General features: G+C 47.3%; 18 protein-coding genes. 3 read left to right on the top strand and 15 right to left on the bottom strand.

Features of this window, described 5'->3' with window-relative positions; all coding sequences use genetic code 11:
* Positions 1–71: 71 nt before the first annotated feature.
* The 4 genes from DWW52_RS14455 to DWW52_RS14440 form a co-directional block, all read right to left on the bottom strand.
* Complete coding sequence (locus DWW52_RS14455) at positions 72–557, bottom strand: Dps family protein (RefSeq protein WP_233556929.1); 486 nt, start codon at positions 555–557, stop codon at positions 72–74.
* 118 nt (positions 558–675) lie between these two features.
* Positions 676–2,301: a SusD/RagB family nutrient-binding outer membrane lipoprotein gene (locus tag DWW52_RS14450; protein ID WP_118716218.1), complete on the bottom strand. Its 1,626-nt coding sequence runs from the start codon at positions 2,299–2,301 to the stop codon at positions 676–678.
* A gap of 12 nt (positions 2,302–2,313) precedes the next feature.
* Positions 2,314–5,427, bottom strand: a complete 3,114-nt coding sequence (locus DWW52_RS14445) for a SusC/RagA family TonB-linked outer membrane protein (protein ID WP_118716217.1) — start codon at positions 5,425–5,427, stop codon at positions 2,314–2,316.
* A gap of 391 nt (positions 5,428–5,818) precedes the next feature.
* Entirely contained in the window at positions 5,819–7,924 is a 2,106-nt protein-coding gene (locus tag DWW52_RS14440) for a M3 family metallopeptidase (RefSeq protein WP_118716216.1), read from the bottom strand.
* Between the two features lie 116 nt (positions 7,925–8,040).
* Here DWW52_RS14440 and DWW52_RS14435 point away from each other — a divergent pair, with 116 nt between their 5' ends.
* Complete coding sequence (locus tag DWW52_RS14435) at positions 8,041–9,240, top strand: aminopeptidase C (protein ID WP_118716215.1); 1,200 nt, start codon at positions 8,041–8,043, stop codon at positions 9,238–9,240.
* Positions 9,241–9,279: 39 nt separating this feature from the next.
* On the opposite strand, the gene DWW52_RS14430 is transcribed toward DWW52_RS14435, so the two are convergent.
* The 11 genes from DWW52_RS14430 to DWW52_RS14380 form a co-directional block, all read right to left on the bottom strand.
* Entirely contained in the window at positions 9,280–11,067 is a 1,788-nt protein-coding gene (locus tag DWW52_RS14430) for a hypothetical protein (RefSeq protein ID WP_118716214.1), read from the bottom strand.
* 10 nt (positions 11,068–11,077) lie between these two features.
* On the bottom strand, positions 11,078–11,926 hold the full coding sequence (locus DWW52_RS14425; protein ID WP_118716213.1) for an AAA family ATPase: 849 nt from the start codon (positions 11,924–11,926) through the stop codon (positions 11,078–11,080).
* 11 nt (positions 11,927–11,937) lie between these two features.
* Complete coding sequence (locus tag DWW52_RS14420) at positions 11,938–12,777, bottom strand: hypothetical protein (protein ID WP_118716212.1); 840 nt, start codon at positions 12,775–12,777, stop codon at positions 11,938–11,940.
* A 70-nt stretch (positions 12,778–12,847) separates the two neighbouring features.
* The gene (gene pepT / locus DWW52_RS14415) at positions 12,848–14,065 is read right to left on the bottom strand and encodes a peptidase T (protein ID WP_118716211.1); all 1,218 of its coding nucleotides are present in this window, start codon (positions 14,063–14,065) and stop codon (positions 12,848–12,850) included.
* A gap of 107 nt (positions 14,066–14,172) precedes the next feature.
* Positions 14,173–16,140 carry an OPT family oligopeptide transporter gene (locus tag DWW52_RS14410; RefSeq protein WP_118716210.1) on the bottom strand — a complete coding sequence of 656 codons (1,968 nt, stop codon included), beginning with the start codon at positions 16,138–16,140 and terminating at the stop codon, positions 14,173–14,175.
* A 215-nt stretch (positions 16,141–16,355) separates the two neighbouring features.
* Complete coding sequence (locus tag DWW52_RS14405; RefSeq protein ID WP_118716209.1) at positions 16,356–17,051, bottom strand: flavodoxin; 696 nt, start codon at positions 17,049–17,051, stop codon at positions 16,356–16,358.
* A gap of 17 nt (positions 17,052–17,068) precedes the next feature.
* Positions 17,069–17,722, bottom strand: coding sequence for a flavodoxin (locus DWW52_RS14400; RefSeq protein ID WP_118716208.1), 654 nt, complete (start codon positions 17,720–17,722; stop codon positions 17,069–17,071).
* 9 nt (positions 17,723–17,731) lie between these two features.
* Positions 17,732–18,202, bottom strand: a complete 471-nt coding sequence (locus DWW52_RS14395) for a cupin domain-containing protein (RefSeq protein ID WP_118716207.1) — start codon at positions 18,200–18,202, stop codon at positions 17,732–17,734.
* A 15-nt stretch (positions 18,203–18,217) separates the two neighbouring features.
* Positions 18,218–19,909 carry an alpha/beta fold hydrolase gene (locus tag DWW52_RS14390; RefSeq protein WP_118716206.1) on the bottom strand — a complete coding sequence of 564 codons (1,692 nt, stop codon included), beginning with the start codon at positions 19,907–19,909 and terminating at the stop codon, positions 18,218–18,220.
* 192 nt (positions 19,910–20,101) lie between these two features.
* Positions 20,102–20,815: a dihydrofolate reductase family protein gene (locus DWW52_RS14385; protein WP_118716205.1), complete on the bottom strand. Its 714-nt coding sequence runs from the start codon at positions 20,813–20,815 to the stop codon at positions 20,102–20,104.
* A gap of 1 nt (position 20,816) precedes the next feature.
* Positions 20,817–21,326, bottom strand: coding sequence for a transcriptional regulator (locus DWW52_RS14380; protein WP_118716204.1), 510 nt, complete (start codon positions 21,324–21,326; stop codon positions 20,817–20,819).
* Between the two features lie 172 nt (positions 21,327–21,498).
* Between DWW52_RS14380 and DWW52_RS14375 the strand changes: the two genes are divergently transcribed.
* Together DWW52_RS14375 and DWW52_RS14370 are read left to right on the top strand one after the other, a co-directional pair.
* Complete coding sequence (locus DWW52_RS14375) at positions 21,499–22,401, top strand: AraC family transcriptional regulator (RefSeq protein WP_118716203.1); 903 nt, start codon at positions 21,499–21,501, stop codon at positions 22,399–22,401.
* Positions 22,402–22,494: 93 nt separating this feature from the next.
* Positions 22,495–22,845, top strand: a complete 351-nt coding sequence (locus DWW52_RS14370; RefSeq protein ID WP_118716202.1) for a DUF1622 domain-containing protein — start codon at positions 22,495–22,497, stop codon at positions 22,843–22,845.
* Positions 22,846–22,869 lie beyond the last annotated feature (24 nt).

The raw sequence follows: 22,869 nt of genomic DNA, 5'->3' as shown, positions 1-22,869 counted from the left end.
CCGTCCCGGTTGTATTTCTACTGACCGCACGAAAGTCTCCCTTCATTCACTAATAACAAAAAAATCTATCCCTATTCCAAATGGGCCCGGATCATCCAAGTAACTTTTTCCTTCTTCTCGATCATGTCTTCCAAGAAATTGGATGTTCCGAAGTCCTTTGATCCTTCTTTATCCATGGTTTCCAAATCCGTACGAATCTGACGAATCACCTCGGCGTTGTCGTCTAACAAAGCAGCCAACATACCCTTTGCATCGGGAAGCGGTTTTTCATCATCGTGTTCTTTAATGCGATTGTGTTCCAAGCATCCTTTCAAGGAACCGATAGGACGTTCGTCCAAATCACGAACACGCTCGGCTATGCTGTCGATGTCTTCAATCAGGCCATTGTAAAGATCTTCCAGAAAAGTGTGATAAGATCTGAAGCTCGGGCCTTTCATATTCCAGTGGTAATTCCAGGTTTTAGCAAGTAAAACAAAGTGATCTGCTAACAGGTTATTCAAAATGGTTTTGCTGGATTTAATCATTGCAGCATCTAAACCGATATTTCCTTTCATCATAACTATAAGTATTTAGTGGTTTATTTTATTTCGTTTTAAACACCTATAGAAACGAAAAGAAGATGATAAGGTTTCAATATTTTCAACCAAATTTTTAAAGTATATGATAAGTTCCTGTTCAAAAGTTTTTTCCGGCATCCCACCACAAACGAGTTCCCGCGTCATCCGTGCCACCGAGGGCATCCACGAGCATCTCGTACTGTTTCATCCCCGAATCAAGCAGCGAAGCCGGGAAATTCAAACGCCGGATCATGATTTCCGTGTCGACACACCCGTTACGACTATTATTATACTTCACCGGGAAAAGCCTGGGGTAGCCCGTACGACGCTGCTCGGCCCAAGCTTCGCATCCTTCCGGGAATATGGCCAACCATTTTTGAGTAATGATTTTTTCCAACTTAATTTCATTCGACGCGCTCTCGTCCCAACGGGGTGAAACGAGACAACGAGCCTTGATGTTATTCTCCGGCGTGAAAGCATCCGTGAAATCGGCCGCAAGACGATCACCTTGCAAATACTCCTCCGCGTCCGGGACCTGCCATTGCGAGAAAGAACATTTCACCCCCCGTTCATAACAAATCCCGGCGGTTTCCGAAGTCCATCCCCGTAAAGCAGCCTCCGCCCGCAGGAACCAGACTTCCGCGGCGGTCATCAAAATGGCATCCGTGTTCGTGTTAACATACACGCGGGAAAGAGCAGAATAGAACGTGTGGGCAAACATCGTTCCCTGACGGATTCCCCGGTACTGTCCTTTCAAAGCTACCCGAACCGAATCATGTCCCACCCCATCGGCAAACAAAACATCATCCGGACAAGGCTCGAAGAACACATTCCGCCGGGGATCATCATACCCGTTCAATATAGATTCCATGGAAGCGTTCATATACGCTTCGCCCCACACCCGGTTAATTTCACCCAGCGGGTTCGTGTAGCCGTTTTCCGTGGAGACTTTCACCAACTCGAAAGGCTCTTCCAGCACGCCATGTTCGTCAGTCAACGCGGCGACGAACTCCCGGCGTGCTTTCTCCGGATCAGCCATTGCCACACGTACCGCCAAACGAAGACGCAAGGAATTGGCGAATTTAATCCACGATAGCGCGGTCCCGTCAAGCAATATATCAAACTTCGAAAATTCGGGCTCCTCGTCGGTATCCGCGGCATATTCTCGCAGGACATCCACGGCATCCTTCAGGTCATTCAAAAAGAACTGGTAAACGTCCTCCTGCGTATCCGGTTCGTAAAGGGCCCGCTCGTTCCCGAAATTCTTGTAAATAACAGGCCCGTAATAATCGGATACCCGATGCATGATTTCTACTTTCAGTATTTGGGTAACGGCATACACGGAAGGATATTTTATTCTTGTCGAATCCTCCAACCGTTTGATCTGCGGCATGATATAGGCATACGTATTCTCCCACAAAGTAGCATTCCACCCGTCCTGCAAATTATAATCCGAGTTGTGCGTTCCCCCGTTCAACGGTTTGTAATCGTGCATGTACCCGCAAAACATATCGGCACTCAGATTTTGCATCAATTGATAAGGCCAGTTCTTCCCTTTCCCGAAATCATAATTGAAATATATCCCCTGCTGAATAACATTCAGAGGTATCCCCAAATGATTCAAGTCAATTTGCATATCCTCGTTCGTGATCCCGGTCTTGTCGGTATTCAGATCCTTAAAATGCCCGGTACAAGCGATCAACCCGAACCAAGCTACAACATATATCAGCAACTTTTTTCTCATCTCCCAATCCGGTTAAAATGTTACCCGTAAATTAAATCCTGTCGTCCTCGTGGTCGGCATTCCGTAGGAATCTATTGCCTGGTTATCATTGCCCGTGGAAAGAATCAGATCCGGGTCAAAAGGCGCATTTTTATAGATAAAGAACAAGTTACGGGCAACAAAAGCCAATTGAACTTCTTTAAACACCCGCGTCTTCTCCATCCACCGTTTCGGCAAGGTATAAGCCAGCGAGAGTTCCCGCAACCGGAAATTCGTCGCGTCATACATATAATACTCCGTCACTCCCGCACGTCCACCCACGATTGATTTATAGAATCCTTTCACGTTCGTGATCTTACGCCCTTCCAACATCACGTATCCCCGATCCCTAGCTTTCCCCGTCACCCTAGTAACCCCGAACATATCCATATCTGCCTGTGTCTGGGAAAGCACTTTTCCCCCGACACGCCCGTCTATCAAGAAATTCAACACGAAGCCCTTGTACGAGAAAGTATTCAACCAACTTAACGTGAATTTCGGATTGGCATTCCCTACCTTTATCGTGTTCCCGTCACCTTCCACCACGGGGAGCCCTTCCCGATCTCCTTCCGTCTCGTACAAGATGTTACCCTTCTCGTCCCGCTTGAAAGCCTTCCCGTATATATCCCCGAAAGCGCCTCCCTCTTTCAACTTCATGGCATAACTGGAAGAGAACCCGTAAGGCCCGTATTGAAATACCGGCAATTCTTTATGCAAACGGATCACCTTGTTTTTGTTAAAAGCGTAATTTACACCTGTTTTCCACGTAAAACCCGAAGCCACGACCGGTTCACCTTCCACAAGAAGTTCGACTCCCTCGTTCCGGATATTCCCGGCATTCACGTAACGATAAGCATACTCGTCCCCATCCTCGGCCGCTAATTTAAAAAACTGATTACGGGTACACGTTCGATAATAAGTAAAATCCAAATGCAAACGATTATTCAAGCATTTCCATTCCGTGCCGAACTCCAAAGACCGGTTTACTTCGGGTTGCATTTCCTCGAAAGGAGCCGCGTCGGAGGCCTGTATTCCACCCCCGGCCAACACGTGTGCCACCGGGTTGGTGATGTACAACGGGATATCATTCCCGACTTTACTCCACGCACCACGCAATTTCCCGAAGTTTACCCACCCCGGCAGTTTAAACAACTGATCTATCAACAGGGATACCCCGAAAGAGGGATAGAAAAAACCAGTTGATTCATGCGAGGTGAAAGCCAACGTCGAACTCCAGTCATTCCGGGCCGAAACATCCAGAAACAGGAATTTCCGGAACCCGAACTGAGCCGTGCCGAACACGGACTGTATCTGACGAGTAGCATCAATTCGCTGCGTGATGTACGCCGATGTCGTCATGTTGATGTTGGCAATATTAAACACGTTCGCGTATTTCAACGACGCTGTTTTCGAATCATACCTCAATTCGTTTACCTTGTTATTGTTTATGCTGGCCCCCAAAGAAACATTCAACGAGAAATCATTCCATTTTTTCTTATACGTACCGATCACGTCCCCGTAAGTCAACTCCTGCTCGTAATCCGATTCGATATACCGGCCATTACTCCCGGCAAGAGCGGGAGCCGTGGAGGCATAAAATTTCTGACGGAATTTATCAGTCACGTAATCCATGCTCCCCCGTGCCTGCACAGCGAGATCCTCCGTGATCCTCAGGTTCAGCCCCACGGAAACAATCGCCCGAACACGCTTGGCCCGACTCGTGATTCGATTGAGTATCCAGTAAGGATTTTGCTCGAAATCCTCGGTTGGGGCATGCCAGTTCTGCACGTCAAGATGACGTGTCTCATCCCGCACCTCAAAATGTTCCTTGTACTCGGAAATATCCTTCCCCCGGGGAAAACGATACAACCCCACCAATGGATTCATGTAAAAACCACCCGGCACAGGACTATTTTTTGTCACCTGACTCAACAGGTTCACGTTCCCGTCCACGTTCAGGCGTCCCTCGAAGAAACTCGCCGTTTCCCGAAGGTTTATATTATGTCGTGTCAAACGATGTGTCTCCAGAATTCCTTTTCCGGTCGTGTTCCCGTAAGAGAAATAGGTCTGCACCCGCTCATTTCCGGTAGTCAGCGCCAAAGTATTAATTGCCATCACTCCTGTCTTGAAAAAAGAGGTAATCGGATTACTCCCGCGTATATCTTCCCGTTCGCCCCAGCTCTCGACGACATCACTTTCCCCGTAATGATTTTGCAATTCAGGCAAACACATCGCCTTATCAAACGTCAGGTTGGAAGAGAACACCACTTCCTGTTTTCCGGCAAGTCCTCGTTTCGTGGTAATCAATATCACCCCGTTAGCCGCCTGCGTCCCGTAAAGAGCGGCAGCCGGAGCCCCTTTTAGTATGCTGATACTCTCGATATCTTCCGGGTTCAAATTAGAAATACCATCCCCCGCATCCCGGTTTCCGGCATCGGCCGTACCCCCGATAGCCGTGTTGGGCTGTTCACTGCTTTCATTCAACATCGGCACGCCGTCAATCACGTACAATGGCTGATTGTTCCCGGCAACCGAACGATTACCCCGCATGATCACTTTCGCGGAACCGCCTATTCCCGAAGCACTCTTGTTTACCTGCATCCCCGCAATCTTTCCCATCAGTGCCACGATCATGTTCGGGTCCTTCACCCGCACCAGTTCATCCTTGTTTACCCGAGCCGTAGCATACGCCAACGAGGTTTCCTGTTTACGGATTCCCAACGCCGTCACGATCACGTCATCCAATAACACGTACTCCTGCTCCAAAATGATTTGAAGCTTATCCCTCCCGTCATAAGAGACAAATTTTGTTTTATAGCCGACAAAAGAGACGAGTAATGTTCCTTTCGGATTCACCCGTATCGAGAATCTTCCGTCCCGATCCGTGATTACCCCATTAGTCGTCCCTCGTTCAAGAATATTGACCCCGACCATCGTCTCCCCTTCCGTGTCATAAACAACACCTTCCACGACAATTCTTTCCGGTTGCCCGTCTACCGAATCTATCAGATAAACAGCCTTTCCCGCATACTTTTCAGAAGAATAAAGCGTTTTCCCGAACAACAGGATCACACAAACAATAAGTCCACATACACCCAAACTTCTCATACAAACCCACTTAAACAAATAAATGAGGACATGTCAAAAGTCCGTTTTCTTTTCTAAAAACTCCAGTGTCAACTCCGCTGCCAACTTCTCCACTAATTACGAGACCGCTGAAAAAGTCCCATAACCTTGAACTACCACCCCTGGCCCCCTCCTTACACAGGCGGGGAAACCGCTTGGTAATCAACTCTCCCCCTGTGTAAGGGGGAGCCGGAAGGGGTAGTTGGTTCTCTCAAAACTGACTTTTTCAGCGGCCTCGTAACCAGCAGAAAAGCTGGTACCTCTAGTCAAAGACAGAGAGCAACTTAGCTCTCCCTCTATTTATAGAGGTAACACGGCGAAGCCGGGAGGGAGTTACAGAAAAACACTTTTGACACGCCCTCATCTATAAAAATTATTTCAACCCTCTCTTCATCAACAAAGGATCTTCCGTCGGATGCTGCCCACGGAATTTAATGTATTGCTTCATCGGATCATCATACCCTCCTTCCGACAAAACATACTTTCTAAATTTAGCCGCCAAATCTTTATTATAGATATCCCCGGAAGACTTGAATGCCTGGAACGCATCCGCATCCAAGACCTCTGCCCAAAGATACACGTAGTACCCGGCACAATATCCCCCATCAAATATATGAGAGAAATACGTGGAACGATAACGCGGTAAAATCTCCTTGATCAAACCGTATTTATCCATGGAAGCTTTCTCGAAAGCGTTTACATCAAAATCTTTTACCTCTGACTGGGAATACCAATCCATATCCAGCAAAGAAGCCGCGATATATTCCACGGTTGCAAACCCCTGGTTAAAATGACCGCTCTCCTGTATCTTCTGAATCAAGACATCCGGCATCGGTTCACCCGTCTGGTAATGTTTAGCATACATTTTCAATACTTCAGGTTCACTCGCCCAGTTTTCCATTACCTGCGAGGGCAATTCGATCATATCCTGAGGAATAGTCCCGGCAATCCGCTTGTAATCCCCCCGGATAAAGAACCCGTGTAGGGCATGTCCGAATTCATGGAACATGGTTTCCGTGTCATCCCAACTCAACAACACGGGAGCATCGCCCACGGCCGGGGAGAAATTGTACACCACGGATACTAGTGGCATCTCCTCCTTCCCGTCCACTTTCGTGTAATGACGGAATTCAGTCATCCAAGCTCCTGCCGATTTGCTGGCGCGAGTGAAATAATCCAAGTACAAAATCCCCAAAGAAGAACCGTCAACATCCTTCACCTCGTAAGTTTCAACCTCCGATTGGTACAAGGGAATATCGGTTCTCTTTTCCAAAGTAATCCCATACAACTTATTGGCAACCTGGAACATCCCGTCCCGTACATTCTCCAACTTCAAGTAAGGAGCCATTTCCGATTCATCCAAATCGTATTTCTGTTTCCGCAATTTCTCGGCATAATACCACCAATCCCAACTTTCCAACTTGGCTTTCAACCCTTCTTTATTAGCAATCGCCTGCATTTCTGCTAACTCTTGTTTGGCAACCTTCAAAGCGGGAGTCCACACCCGTCCCAAGAAATCATAAACCTCTTTCGGGGTCTTCGCCATGTTCACGTCAATCACGTAATCGGCATAGGTGTCGAAACCTAACAACTTCGCCTTCTCGGTTCTCAAATTCACCATTTTAGCCAATACCGCCTTGTTATCATTAGCATTGTTATTATTTCCCCGCATGTAGTATCCCTTGTACAACTTTTCACGCAAATCCCGATTCTTGGCATAGGTAAGGAACGGAAGCATGCTCGGTTTCTGAACCGTGAATACCCATTTACCTTCCATACCCCGGTTCTTGGCCTCGGCAGCAGCAGCGGCAATAGCGGTTTCCGGAAGTCCGACCAAATCGTTCTCGTTATCTACCACCAGCGTAAAAGCATTCGTCTCCTTCAAAAGATTGTCCCCGAACTGCAAACTCAACTTGGCCAGTTCACCATTGAGCTGCATCATTTTAGCCTTGTCAGCCTCGTTCAGATTAGCACCACCCCGCACGAAATCATCATAATACAATTCTAACGTGCGCAAGGCCAACGAATCCAATCCTAGCGTTTCCCGTTTGTCATACAACGTCTTGATCCGAGCAAATAATTTCGGATTCATGTTGATCTCATCCCCGTGAGCCGTAACCGCAGGACTAAGCTCCATGGCCAATTGTTGCATTTCCTCGTTCGTCATGGCAGCATACAAATTGAAGAAAATCGACGAAGCCTGATTCAACAACTCCCCGGACTTGTCAAGAGCGACGATCGTGTTCTCGAAAGTCGGTTCTTCCGGGTTGTTCACGATAGCCTCGATCTCGGCCTTGTGTTGTTTCATTCCTTCCTCGAAAGCCGGCTTATAATCAGCCAGCTTGATCTTATCAAAAGGAGGTGTCTGAAACGGAGTTTCAAATTTCTGCATCAGCGGGTTTCCCGGCTGTTTTGCACTTTCCTTGCAAGATGTCGCCAAAACGGTGACACTCAAAAGTAATATAACACTCTTTTTCATGAATAAATGATTTATATTTAAATGTATTTTTTCCTCGCTCACAAAAACAAGGTAAAGATATAGATTATTTTGATTACCTTCGTCGCCAACGTAAAAATACTAAAAATAACTCAGATATGATTAGAAATTTATCGCTATGCGTCGTGATTTTGCTCTCGGCAATCAGCACGACCTTATTCGCCCAAAAGGGAGGCCCCCGTTCCGGTTACAATTTTACCACGGTAGCCGATTTGAAAACAACCCCAGTCAAGAACCAGCAAAGCGTGGGTACATGCTGGGATTACGCGGCAATCTCGTTCCTTGAAACGGAACTCCTACGCAAAGGGAAACCCGTGTATGATCTGGCCGAACTGTTCGTGGCGAAAAATGCTTATTACGAAAAAGGATTACGTTACATCCAATTCCACGGGAAGACCAATTTCAGTGAAGGCGGACAGGCCCATGACGTGCTGGCCATGATAAAGAAATATGGTATCGTGCCCGAAAACGTGTACACCGGATTGCAATACGGACGGGATTTCCACATTCATTCAGAAATGGTGGCTGCCCTGCAAGGTATCCTCGACGCAGTAAACAAGAACCCGAACAGACAAATTACTCCCGTGTGGACGAAAGGTTTCATGAGATACATCGAGGCTTATCTCGGTGATGCTCCGGAAACGTTCACTTACGAGGGAAAAGAATATACCCCGCAAACATTCGCTCAATCCCTGGATCTGAACTTGGATGATTACGTGGAACTTACCTCGTATCAGATGTATCCTTTCTACGAAGAAGTGGAACTTACCATTCCCGACAACTGGATGCATGCCCGCTATTACAATCTCCCGATAGACGAGCTTATGGAAGTCATGAACAACGCCCTCAAAAACGGTTATTCCGTGTGCTGGGACGGGGATGTAAGCCATAGCGGATTCAGCCACCCGAACGGTCTGGCTATTCTCCCGACAAACAACCCGGAAGAAATGATTAATGCCGAAATCGACAAGTGGACCACCCTTAGCCAAAAAGACAGGGAACGCAAAATGCAATCCTTCGAATCTCCCATCCCGGAAATGAAAGTGGACGATGCCAAACGTCAATTCACCTTCAACAACCGTCAAACAACAGACGATCACTTGATGCACATTACCGGAATGTTGAAAGACCAGAACGGAACAATATACTATAAAACCAAGAATTCATGGGGAGAAGATCGTAACCCGTTCGGCGGTTACCTCTACATGTCCGAACCTTTCTGCCGCCTGCAAACCGTGGCTATCCTGGTTCACAAAGACGCCATCCCCAAAGCAATACGCAAGAAACTGGGGTTATAAAAATCAAAAACAGCATCGGAAACGGTGCTGTTTTTGATTTTAAAACGAATTATCATCCGCCAGCGACATGAATTTCTTACGAATCCACTGGGAGATTTTGGTCGTGATTTCAGGTCCGGAATACGGGATAAACTCCTCGTACATATCCGCCTGATCAAAATTATCAATCCCGACGGACAAGACTTCTATTCCTCTCTTTTTCCCTTCCCGCACGACTTCCCACACGTGTTCCCGAGCATCTTCCCCGTCGTATCCCGTGGCCGAAGGAGCCCCGTCGGAAATCATAAAAAACAACTTGTTCTTGGCGTCTGACTTAAACTTATCGAAACAGTACAGCATGGCATACCCGTCCGCATTGGCATTCAACGCTTGTTGGGAAAACAATTTCCCTAACTGCAATTTCTCTCCCCGTTCATGAAAGCGAATCACCTCGATTCCCTCGTCCCCGCACCGATGCCCGTAGATCGAATAATACACCACGTTCGGGTATTTATTAAAAGCTAACGCCAGTGCCGACGAGATCACGATCTGCGTGGGAATCTTATCCCCCGTACACATGGAACCCGAAAGGTCCAGAAGTATCACGACCTCCAATATCGCCGAAGGAGCCGTCACCTCCTCGAAGAATATATTCCGGTTATAGCGGGACTGGTACAACTCATCCTCATCCAGTTCCCCGGAATCCTGCTCGTAAATCACCCGAGTCCGATCCATCTTTCCCGAAAACATCGCCAGACTCAACTGTATCTTGGCAGCCAACTCCTTTGCCCGGTTCAACAAATCATCGGAAATCTCGGCCACATCCGCCTCGAACTCCTCAATCCGGTCACAGACGCCCAACGTCCCCTTCCATTCCAACTTGGAACGTTCCGAGCTCACGTACAACTGGGGGGAATAAACCGGTTCCGTGTTCAACGTCTTCCGTAAATCCCGGATAACCGACTCGGCCATTTTTATCTGTCGGTCCGCCTTGAAATCCTCGATCCCCTTCATCGCTTTCTTCATTTCCTGCAAAAAGAAATTATCCGGACAATACTCTTTTTGCACGAATAATTCCGTCAACAAAGCAGCATACCAAACAACCTCCTTGTAAGTCAGCTCCGCGTAATCCTTGATCGACTTCAATATAGCATTTACCTGTCGCACCTTCCCGTCATTCCCCGGAAAAGACAACACCTCCCGCATATAACTACTTTCATCCAACAGATTAGGATACAATATCTTGGAACAGATATAATCATACAAAGCCTCCGAACCGTCAACACCCCGGTGTATCCCATCCTCGCTTTGCCCGCCATAAAATCCCATGTAATTCTCCACGGCATTCAATCCCATCGCCAGCCCCATTTTACGAGCCGCGTACAGGTAATAGTGGTAACCGGGAAAATCCCGCACCAACTTGGACTCCACCCGTCGATCCTCGATAAAATGGATCATATCATAGTGCATCGGGGTATACCGTAACTCCTCTTCGGTCAATTCCGCCACCTCTTTCCCGGTATAAATCAAATGTCCCAACTCGTGTACGAAATAACCGAAGAAAACGAACACCCTTGTCTCATCCGACACCCCCAAACGCAACAACTTCAAGTTTAAAGCTATATACTTGGGATTCATCGACAAACTGGGCACTTTATTTGAAAGTACCAATTTGGGAATTTCCCCCGTCACGTGAAAAGCAATCTTCGCGCACACCGGGATCAATTTCAACAAATCCGTCGTCCCCAAATCCCGATCCAGCAAATTCCGAGCCGTCGGGAAATTCCCCCACCAATCCCGGTCTATAAACTGCTCTTCGTATATCTCTTCTATTCGTCGAAAATCCATGATCGTGCTTTCAAAGTGTCTGTATCAACGAACGAGCCACCGTCTCCTCTCCCGTGATCACGTAATTCGTGAGGATCACCCGCTCGATCACCTCGCCCAACATGTATCCTAACGGGATATAAGCCGCCGCATCCAGTACCTGACGGGTAGAAAGCGAAACAGACAAGGTCTCTTTCTGCTCGGCCAAACGCAAAACTTCAGCTACCTTTGCCAACTGTATAGCCGCATCTCGCGTCACCTTTGGGAAACGAGCCCGGATCAGGGCCGCCTCCTCTGCCGCTGTCAGGTAATTCAACCGAACCTTGATAAACCGATCTTCAAAAGCCGTATCCAAACGTTGCGTCGACACGTAAGCAAAACCCACGTTTCCCGCCGCCACGAAAAGCACGTTCGCACCCTTATTATAACGTTTCCCGGAATCCTCATCGTAAATATAAGACTGTTGCCGATCCAGTATCGTCATCAGGAAATTCGCCGCCACCATAGGCGTACGGGTCAACTCGTCCAGGAAGATCAATGTCGGCTTCGTCGACACGAAAGCCTTGAAGAACTCCGAACGTACGGCCTTCGTCTTCCCGTCATCCCCGATAATCAAACCGCCCACGAACATCTTCTTCGGCTTGAACGCCTGTCCCATATCAAAAGCAAAATACTCCATCCCCATCGCATCTGCCAACTCCTTGGCAATCGACGACTTCCCGCATCCCTTTGGACCGAGCAAAAAAGGATACCGCTTCAAATACAACGTGTGGCACAAAAACTCCCACGTCTGAACCGGAATACACAAATCATCCGAATGCTTCGGGGGAGTGAAAGGAAAAAGTGTAGCTTGTCCCGCTACAGGTGTGTTATTTATCATTAATATCTTTTCTATTCAAATTTCTGGTACGTGTACTCAAACTCCGACATCAAATTTCCCGCAGCATCATAGGCTTTCGAAGACAACTTATTTCCGGCTTCATCATAACGGTAATCTTTAGTTTCCCCGTCATATTTTCCATTAGAATAAGTCTTCATGGAAGCAACTCTTCCGGAAGAATCATAAGTATATTCATACACGGAACTCCATTCAATAATTTTCATCACAATTTCACTTTTTAAAAGCCGACCCGACGGATCATAAGTGTCACGATAAGTAGCCCTTAAATTTCCATTCTTGTCAAATTCATCAAAAGCTAACAACTGCCCGGCAACATTATATTGATAATTATCACGTTTATAATTCAACTCGTCATTCATATAGGCAAAAACACAATTCTCCAAATCCTGCCCGTTGTAGCTATATTCCGTCTTGTAAATCAACGGCTCTTTCTCCATACCACCCTCTTCTATCGTGAAATAAACTTTACGTTCTACCGACAATTTCCCGGAAGGAGTATAAGAATAATCCCAAAAGAATCCCTTCGTACCATCGGTTAATGCTGTTTCCCAATACACAACTCGTCCCAGTTCGTCATGCCGATAATTCCCACGTTCTTCCACCTTCACCCCGTCCTCGTAAAAAGCACAACCATTCTCGTATCCATAAGAATTATACGAATATACCTCTTTATACTCTTTCATTTCAGTCGAACCGTTACCTAACATATTGAAATGTCGGGAGACCTGTGTCAATACCACGTATCTCGGTTCCGAAGGTTTATCCTCCTCTTTCTTATCACATGCCCACACAACACATAACAAGATAAACAAAATACCCCATTTATTCATATTCCTATCTTTTTACAAAAAAGCACCTAGACGACAATTGTCCCTAGGTGCTTTTCCGGTATCTAAAAAATTATTCTGCCCAAAGTTGAATCAGGTTCAAAATGGTCTGCTCTGCACGTTTCATCGTGTCCAAAGAACAATACTCGAATTTACCGTGGAAATTCATACCGCCCGTGAACAAGTTCGGGCAAGGCAATCCCATGTATGAAAGACGGGCACCATCGGTTCCCCCGCGAATCGGGCGAACGATCGGGGTTACCCCGGCTTGTTGCATGGCCTTGAAAGCCTTGTCGATCACTTCCGGATGCGGTTCCACCATCTCACGCATGTTATAATACTGATCCTTCAAGGTCAGGGTTAACACACCCTCGCCATATTTCTCGGTCAAAAGCTCTACCACCTTTGTCATGAATTGTTTCTTGGCCTCGAACTTCTCCCGATTATGATCTCGGATAATATAACTGATCTCCGCGTTCTCCACCGAACCGCTCAAACCTACCAGATGATAGAAACCCTCATAGCCGTCAGTATGTTCCGGACGTTCCCAAGCGGGCAACAAGCTATTCACGTCAGCAGCCACCTGCAAAGCGTTAATCATCTTATCCTTGGCATATCCCGGATGCACGTTACGTCCCTGAATAGTCACCTTAGCACTGGCAGCGTTGAAATTCTCGAACTCCAATTCTCCCTCGAAACCGCCGTCTATCGTGTAAGCAAACTTGGCCCCGAATTTCTCCACGTTGAAATAATCCACCCCACGACCGACTTCCTCGTCCGGCGTGAACCCGATGCGAATCTTCCCGTGCTTGATCTCCGGGTGAGTCATCAAATACTCGGCAGCTGTCATGATCTCGGCAACACCGGCCTTATCATCAGCCCCCAACAAAGTAGTCCCGTCCGTGGTAATCAACGTGTGTCCCTTGAAAGCGGTCAATTCCGGGAAATCCTTCACCGTCATCATCAGGTTCTCGTTCAAACGGATATCCATCCCGTCATAATTCTCGATAATTTGCGGTTTGATATTCGCCCCACTCATATCCGGGCTCGTGTCCACGTGAGAAATGAAACCGATCACCGGACGATTCTCGTAACCGGGTGTAGCCGGAATGGTTCCCATAGCATAACTATGCTCATCCATTTCCACCTCGGTCAACCCTAGAGATTTCATCTCCTCAACCAGATATTTTAACAACACCTTTTGCTTTTCCGTGGACGGGAAAGTCTCGCTCATCTCGTCACTCTGCGTGTCGAAACTCACGTATTTCAAAAAACGATCTTTCAAATCCATCTTTATTATATTTTAGATTTATGATTTCATGATTCTGTGATTTCCGATTCAATGATTCAGTGATACAACTATTAGATTCATTAATCTCTGAATCATCAATCACGAAATCACTCAATATTCTTAGCCTTCATCGAGTCGTAAATAAAATAAAGGATGATCAGGATATACATCACGACAGCCAATATCTCTGCACCACTCCAAGTCATAAACCAATCGGCACCGCAATATTTCAGTATCGCGCTGATTACACCCATCAAAGCACCACCGGCAATAAACCCGGAAGCGATCAACGTACCGCGTTCGCGACGAGCCTTATTCACGTTCTCATCTTTACTACGAGTTCCTACATACCAGCTAACCAAACCTCCGATCAACAACGGGGTGTTCAAATCCAAGGGAATAAACATACCCAGAGCGAACGCCAAGGCCGGAACCCCGATCATCGTCAGAATCAATGCCAAGGCCGCCCCGGCAAAGTATAACAACCAAGGTGTTGCTCCACCTTCCATCAACGGCTTGATCACCGCAGCCATAGCGTTTGCCTGCGGGGCCACCAGCGCATTTTCTCCAACGAAACCGTAAGTCTGGTTCAACACCATCATCACCCCGGCAATCGTGGCAGCAGAAACAGCCGTACCCAAGAACTTCCAACCTTCCTGTTTAGCAGGAGTCGTTCCCAACCAATAACCGATTTTCAAGTCAGTAATAAAACCTCCGGCCATAGACAACGCCGTACAAACCACACCACCGATAATCATGGCCGCCATCATACCGCTTGTCCCGCTCAACCCGGCACTCACTAACACCAACGAACTCAAGATCAAGGTCATCAACGTCATACCTGATACCGGGTTCGAACCCACGATAGCAATAGCGTTAGCCGCAACCGTCGTAAACAAAAACGAAATGATAAACACGATCAAAGTAGCGATAATCGTGTGCGTCAAGTTTCCTAACACGCCGAATTGGAAAAACACGAAAGTAGCGATCAACACGGAAATAATTCCCGAAAGAATAAATTTCATTGAGATATCCCGTTGCGTGCGCTCCACGTTTCTTTCCACGTTTTTCTTACCACCCAGTTCACTGACAGCCAATCCCAACGCTTGTTTAATAATCCCAGAAGAACGGATAATACCGATAACCCCGGCCATGGCGATACCGCCAATACCGATGTGACGAGCATAATTAGAGAAAATCTGTTCCGGGGTCATATCCCTCAAAAGTATAGAGATTCCCTCTCCGACAGCCAACGTCTGCCCATCGGCAAAGTGACTGATAAAGGGTATCAACACGAACCACACCGTGAACGAACCGGCACAAATAATCGCCGCGTATTTCAACCCGATAATATATCCTAAACCGAGTACAGCCGCACCCGTGTTAATCTTAAATACCACTTTCACCTTATCGGCAAGCATTTCACCCCAACCCATGATACGGGTAGAGATTCCTTCCGCCCACCAACCGAAAGTACTCACGCAGAAATCATACAATCCTCCGATCAGACCGCTCACGGCCAATAATTTCGCCTGGTTACCTTTCTTCTCACCGGATACCAGCACTTCCGTCGTTGCCGTGGCCTCCGGGAAGGGGTATTTACCGTGCATATCCTTCACGAAATACTTCCGGAAAGGGATCAACAACAAGATACCCAAAATACCTCCGAACAAAGAGGAAAGGAATATCTGGTAGAATTGAGCCTCCAGTCCTAAAATATAAAGAGCCGGAAGCGTAAAAATTGCCCCGGCCACGATCACCCCGGAACTAGCCCCGATAGACTGGATAATCACGTTCTGTCCCAACATATTTTTCTTCCCCAGCATATTGCCCACGCCGACGGCAATAATAGCGATCGGGATAGCAGCCTCGAACACCTGTCCTACTTTCAAACCCAGGTAAGCCGCCGCCGCGGAAAAGATGATCGCCATGATAATACCGAATGTTACCGAATACGGCGTAACCTCCTTGGGTTTCGTGTTCGCCGGCATCATCGGCTTGTACTCCTCGCCGGGGGCGAGTTCCCGGTACGCATTATCCGGGAGTGAATTCAATTGTTTGTTTTCCTGCTCCATTGTTTCTTTATAGTAAGTGATTTATTTTTAACAGTCCCCCAAAGATAAACATTTTAACGAAAAACGACAGATTTCATCAATAACTATTTTAATCATTGAATAACATACTCATTTCTAAATCGTCACTTGACTTGTTTATGATCCCCAATATAACAGAAAAGAGATAACGACTAAATAAAATCGCTATCTCTTTTTATACTTTAGAAAGATAAAGATTATTTCTTCATCCCGATCTTCTCCAGCCACTTCAGGATTCCGTCTTTTGAATCAGCCACACGGTCACGGGAAACGGCATACCCGTCAAGCACCGTTGCCCCTTTTTCCAGTTCACGGATAGTCTTGATTGCCCCGGAGAAACGACTGCCACCATGCGTACAGAACGGCACGATGGTTTTCCCGCTAAAATCGTACTCATCAAAGAACGTGTAGAGCGGCATCGGCATATCATACCACCAATTGGGGAAGCCGATGAAGATAACATCGTAGTCTTTCAGATTCTCAATACGCGTGGCCAGTTTGGGACGGGCCCCGCTATCAATTTCTTCTTTGGCGGCATCAATCAGAGCCTTGTGCGAACCGGGATAAGTCCGGACGGTCTTGATCTCGAACAAGTCACCTCCCGTTGCTTCGCGGATAACGGTGGCAACGTATTGCGTGTTACCCAACACCTTGCCGTCAGAAACCACTCGACTGGCACCGGAGGAGGCGTCTACACCATCCGTCTCTGGAACAGAGAAGTAGGCAACAAGCACTCTCCCGTCAGCACGGGCAGAAACAGATGACTCCCCCTGCACCCCACTTAACACGTCTTCCGCAACAGTAATCGTATCTTCATGGCTACCAGCGAAACAATAGAAAGTAGCACTGAGAACGATTAACAACATTCCGATAATATATAATTTCTTTTTCATATTCTTCTATTTAAGAGTTATTCAATGATCCCGATTCTACGAAGCCATGCTTCCGTACCGCTAGCCCGGCCCGGCATGTCGATACCGCTGTCATCGGGACGTCCCGGCGTGGTGATATCATCCGCGTCCAGATCTTCGGGAAGCGTGGCAGGAATATGTTTAGAATCTGGGGTAAGCTTATAAATTTTCTGCATGGACTCGTTCAAATAAGTCGTGGAGCCGTAAGTGAAAAACGGGATAATAACCTTATCTTCCAGATCATAAGCATCCAAGAACGTGCAAACAACCATGGCCGGCTGGTGCCACCAGATGGGCGAACCGACGAAAATAGTGTCATACCCGGCTATCACGTCCGCATCCGGCAGGTTGGCAATAGCAGGACGACGGTCGTTGTAAGCTTCATCCTGAATCTTGTCCGAATCATCATAAGGATCGGAAGCATAGGCCGTGGCTGGCTCTATGCGATACACATCGGCTCCGGTTAGCTCCACGATGCGCTTTGCCACACCCAACGTGGTTCCGGTAGCGGAAAAATAAGTCACGAGGGTTTTGCTTTTACCTGAAAGCTGGTTGGGCATCTCTATCTCTTCTCTGGATTCATCATCCTTTGAACAAGCAGCTATTGCCGTCAAATAAAAAAATAAAACCGAAATGATTAATAATCTTTTCATACGCTTTATCTATTTATTATAATACTCTTCATCCGTTACCGGCTCATACCATCGTGCCGGACCTTTAGACACTTGCGTGCCAATGGCCACGTGCGTAAACTCTTTGTCGGGGGCCGCCCCGTGCCAATGCACCACATCGGGAGCAATCTTCACCACATCACCGGGCTTGAGAACCTGCACGGGTTTGCCTTTTTCCTGGTAACGCCCCTCCCCGGAAGTGCAGAGCAAAATTTGACCTCCCGGATGAGAATGCCAACTATTACGCACACCTGGAGCAAAGGTCACGTTACCTACCGTACAGTCGGTCGAATCAGCTTTCGTCACGAACATTTCAAGCCACGCATCCCCCGTGAAATTCGGGTTGTTTACCATCAATTCGCCTTTTGGGAAAACATCATGTCGTCTATCATTCTCCACGGATTGATTATTGCAACAAGCACCCATCAAGATCGTTACCGTGATAACACATAATTTATTCATATCATCTATCGTTTTTTATTTGAGATATTGTTTGAAAAAACGGTCCAATTTGGGCAAGGTGATTTCCAAATATTCCGGTCGGTCATACAAATCAACATGCGTGGCACCAGGCACGACGAAAAGTTCCTTTGGTTCAGCAGCTTTCGCGTAAGCATCCTCCGAGAAATACGCGGAAACGGCGTTCTCCCCCACGATAAACAACAACGGGCGCGGAGAAATCGTTTCAATCTGTGCGAAAGGGAAGAAATTCATCATCGGAGCGAGACTCGTGTAGGAATAGTAACCCGTTGAATTAGGATGCTGGCCACGTTGCGGATTATCGTAATAATCCAGAAAGTCGATGGCGTATTTCGGCGTATGCTCGTCCACCTTCTCAGGCAAGGCACGAATATCCTTGCGAGCCGCACCACCGTATTCCGCCGTGCGTTGCTCCCCGATGGCATCAAGCGACTGCATCCGCTGCTCGTAGGTCATCACGTCTCCTACCCCCTGACGGCGAGCACGTCCCATGTCGTACATGCTGATCGTGGCAAGAGCCTTAATACGGTGGTCTATTTGCGCCGCACTAACAGAATAGCAACCACCGCCACAAATGCCGATAACACCGATTCGCCCCGCATCCACCGCCGGGTGATTGCTCATAAAATCAACAGCCGCACTGAAATCCTCCACCCGAGTTTCGGGAGACTCGATACGACGAGGATAACCGCCACTCTCCCCGTAATAGGAAGCATCGAAAGCCAGCGTCACGTAGCCCAATTCCGCCAGCTTACGCGCATGTAATCCCGAAGTCTGCTCCTTCACCCCGCCAAAAGGGTGCCCCACGATAATAGCAGCATACTTTTTAGTCCCGTCATAATCCTCGGGCAAATAAAGATCGCCCACCACGTCTATCAAGAAACGATTGCGGAAGGTCACTTTTTGCATCTTCACACCGTTCTCCAACGTGTTGACCGGTGCGTCGGAGTAGGTAGCCAGCCCTTTACCTTGCAACAACTCGTTCAACACTTGCCGTCCACCGTCAGCCTCCCCTCGTCCAACATTTTTCTCGATCAAGGCAAGCAAATTATATAATTGATCGGGCGTAACTCCCACGTTCATAGCGATGCCCATGTGTCCGCAAAGCATCGGTTCCACGCCCTTGCCCAGGGCGGCAATCACGGCAACAGTAGCCAATTCCCTTTCCACATAAGTCAACACGTCCCGTTCAAAGAGGTCTGCAAAGAGATGTTCTTTGAGAAAAACCTCGATTTCAGGCGCTAACACGGCATAATCGGCTTTCGGTGCGTCAGCAGGCACCCCGGAGATTTTCGCAAGAATATCCCTCCCGCGTTCATACTTACCACGGGCGTCTGTGATCGGGGAAGCCTCACGTCCCCGGTTGTCCGTGATACCTTTTGCCTCACGCTCGTCCAACACGGTAACGAGGGTCTGCAGGCCACGCAGTGAACGCGGAAAACCGCAATAAGCATAGGTATGCACCAGTACTTCTTTCACCTCGTTAACGGTCATGCCGTCCGTGAGGCTCGTGCCTAACGCGACTTTCAGCCCGTCAAGATCTCCCACCGCCGTCAACGCGGCAAGCGTCACGATGTTCTGTTGTTTTTTATCCATCATTCGTTCCATTCTTGGAGTCTGTGCCACGACCTCTCCTGCCGGTGAAACCAAGCAAAGCAACAAGGCGGCAAATTTGTTTTTTAGTTTCATATTATTCTCTTTTTTAATTCATTACTTTATCCTGTACAAAATTACACCATGTGATTTAACAAGAGACTACCCAAATTACGGATTGATGTATAACTTTTACTGGTAACCTATATCCCCTTTCTATGTCCCGAATATTTTGTCCCTCGATAAGTGCTTGCAGCAACCGAACATGATAAAACTATAATGGTACTCTTAAATTCTATGAAATTTATAATGAAGCTTTACCACTCCATTTTCCAACACGGATGCATCCAACAGTTCCAACGCCTGCCCGGAAGCGGGAAATTCCTCTTCTCCACCCAAATATTCAAAGATGGAAGGAACACCCGCCAACCCGTCGATACCCGGATAAACAAGCAGGCTTAATTCATCCAGCAAGCCCGCTTTCAGAAAAGAGCCGTTTATCATTCCACCGCCTTGCAGCGTAAGTGATCTGATACCGAATTCCGCACGCAACTTATGCATGGCAAGCGGCAAATCACAACCGTCCGTCCCTGCAAACAGGTATGAAATGCCCATATCGCGCAAGTGCTTTAAATAGCTCCCAGACACCTGTTCGCCAAGGATAGTAACGATATTGTCACCGCGCACCGTATCGGACGTATAGGTAATTTCTCCGGTCGGGTCGGCCACGACAAAAAGCCTTTCAGATGCACGATGTCCTAAATAAGTTGTAACATCTCGCGTCTCGTCTTTTTCCGCATGAATGAACACCTCCGGGAAGTAGAGTTGTTGCAGGGTGTTCTTACCGAACATCCATGCTTGCGTCCTCAACTCTTTACCAACTTCGGCATACACGCCACAAATTTCGCCGGGAGCTTTCCCGTCATAAGGCCGCGTCCAGCGTTCGTTCAACAGTCGTCCATCCACGGACGAGAAAATATGACAAATAATTTTTGGTTTCATATTATCGTATTTTAGTTTGACTACAAAAGCGCGTGCAATAATTTAATAACAACTCGATGTGCGACACGATGATCGTGCTGCTGTGCCGGTCGATAGCATGGTGCAGCTCCTTACCTATCTCCCGCAAACATCCGGCGATAATCTGCTGTTCTCGTTCGGACAGGGTGCCACGGCAGCGACAACGACAAGGATAATTCCCGATATTCCGTTCCAACGGGGTGTCACAAAGCAGGTCCGGATGAAAGAGCACGCCCGTGTATCCCCGTGCCTGCCGATGTCCGGCGGAAGGGATCTCGAATATTTCTCCCGGATTGACCAGCCACAGCAATGTTCGCGACGGGGTAATCGTTTCCCCGTTGCCCTGCCGACAAACCAGCGCATAGAAATTGCACGGCATACGCAAGTCATCTTGCAATTCATCACCGGACAAGTCTGCAAGGCTAACCAATGGATGCAGCGTATCCTGTCCCGTGAGCTTGTTAAACAGGTCGATCGTGATAACATCATTCATGTTCTATTCCTCTTAAAAATTCATCTACGTTAATTTTACAACACAAAATTATCTCGTTCCACACGGAAAAATAGTATCCAAATTACGGATTGAAGTATAACTTTTACTGATTACAAGGGTTTGTTCGAGAAATATGTTATTTTTGTATTCAGACAAAAGACAAATATCTGGTATGGAAAAGATTGTAAATATAGAAACGGTCAAGGACTACAACGATCACTGGGGGATTGAAACCCGCCATCCTTTAGTCAACGTGCTCGAAGGTTCACAAATCGCAACTCCCGTACGCCACTGCCGGAAGAATTTCGGGCTGTACGTGATCTTCCTGAAAGACATCATGTGTGCCGATAGTTTGAAATACGGACGTCAGGAGTATGACTACCAGGAAAACACGCTTGTTTTCGTGTCTCCGGGGCAGGTCCTCGGAAATCCAGAGGACGGGTCGACATACAAGGCAAAAGGATGGTGCTTATATTTCAGTCCCGAATTACTGCACGGCACCCAGCTCGGACGACATATAAAAGATTATACCTTCTTTTCTTACGCGGTCAATGAAGCGTTACACTTGTCAAAACAGGAACGCCAGACCATCATAGACTGCATGATGAAAATTGACGAGGAGATAAAAGGGGGAACCGACAAACACAGCAATCTCATCATCGCCTCGGCCATCGAATTGCTACTTAACTACTGTACCCGTTTCTACGACCGCCAATTCATTACCCGGAAAAAGGCAAACAAGGATATACTCGGTACTTTCGAGGAGATGCTGGACAATTACTTTACCTCGGAGAACCCGAAACGCCTCGGGACTCCCACCGTTGCCTATTGCGCGGAGCAGTTGCACCTCTCTTCAAACTATTTCGGAGACTTGATCAAAAAGGAAACGGGCAAATCTGCACAAGAGTATATCCAGCAGAAAACGATGAACACGGCAAAAACCATGCTCGCGGATTCAAACAAAACAATCAGCGAGATAGCTTACGATTTAGGCTACCAGTACCCGCAGTATTTCAGCAGGGCTTTCAAAAAAATCGTCGGATATACACCTAACGAGTATCGCTTCTTGGAATAACCTACGGGGAATCAATCGGATTATACTCACAAGTTCTATCTTTTAGGACAAGTCAAGTAATTAGCACGAAGCATTATAGACAAACACGACAACATGAAAATTATGCAATATCTTGAAATTTTATCCACCGGAATAAGCATCATCAGCCTCATCATTGTTATCTACGGGGCAATCATCGCTTTCTGTGCATTTTTACGCAATGAAACCCGAAGAATCACGGGGCGCTATTCTTTCACCGCGACACGTGAGCTCCGGGCGGACTTGGGTACCTATCTTTTACTAGGGCTCGAATTTCTTATCGCTTCCGACATTCTCAAAACGGTTCTCGAACCCAGCTTGAATGAACTGGCGATCCTTGGCGGGGTGGTTATCCTACGAACCGTTCTATCCATATTCCTCAACAAAGAAATCAAAGAATTGCAGGCTCAAAAAGACCCGGGATAAAAGGATTCCCCGTTTACGAAGAAG

The sequence above is a fragment of the Odoribacter sp. AF15-53 genome (assembly GCF_003479425.1).
Taxonomy (GTDB): domain Bacteria; phylum Bacteroidota; class Bacteroidia; order Bacteroidales; family Marinifilaceae; genus Butyricimonas.
The sequence above is the reverse complement of the archived record's forward strand: the minus strand, read 5'-3'. Positions and strand labels throughout refer to the sequence as shown.